The 376-nt window shown below is 64.1% G+C and carries 1 protein-coding gene and 1 pseudogene; both read left to right on the top strand.

Features of this window, described 5'->3' with window-relative positions; all coding sequences use genetic code 11:
- The first annotated feature begins 24 nt into the window (after positions 1-24).
- The gene (locus Q664_RS62820; protein WP_326938825.1) at positions 25-159 is read left to right on the top strand and encodes an imm11 family protein; all 135 of its coding nucleotides are present in this window, start codon (positions 25-27) and stop codon (positions 157-159) included.
- A 17-nt stretch (positions 160-176) separates the two neighbouring features.
- A pseudogene (locus tag Q664_RS51180) lies at positions 177-376 on the top strand (AHH domain-containing protein); the annotation flags it as partial.

Consider the following 376-nt stretch of genomic DNA (forward strand, 5'->3'; position numbering starts at 1 on the left):
TACCGGAACGTTCGAGGTCTGAAGGTGGACCCGCAGAAGACAGGGGACGCCCACCTCTTCCGCCCCTGGGGCTGGCTGGTGGTCCTCATCGTCTCCGAGTACGTCAAGACAGCCATGGAGGCCGAGGGCATCACCGGCATCAAATTCATCGAGGTCTGATAATGATGGAGCCGGACATGAAGTCGAGAGTCACAAACGCCCTCTCCGTGTTGCTGCTGGTGCCGTGGACGCTCCTGGCGGCACCGGCTGGAGCCGAAGCGGGGCTACCGGTGTTGGAGCCGGTGACGGTGAGCGAGTACCAGGAAGAGGCGGGGCAAGGGCTGCGGCTGGTCTTCAAGAGGTTGGAGCCAGACCCCGCGCTGGCGTTGTGGCGGGT

Origin of the sequence: Archangium violaceum Cb vi76 (assembly GCF_000733295.1) — a bacterium.
Classification (GTDB): Bacteria; Myxococcota; Myxococcia; order Myxococcales; family Myxococcaceae; genus Archangium; species Archangium violaceum.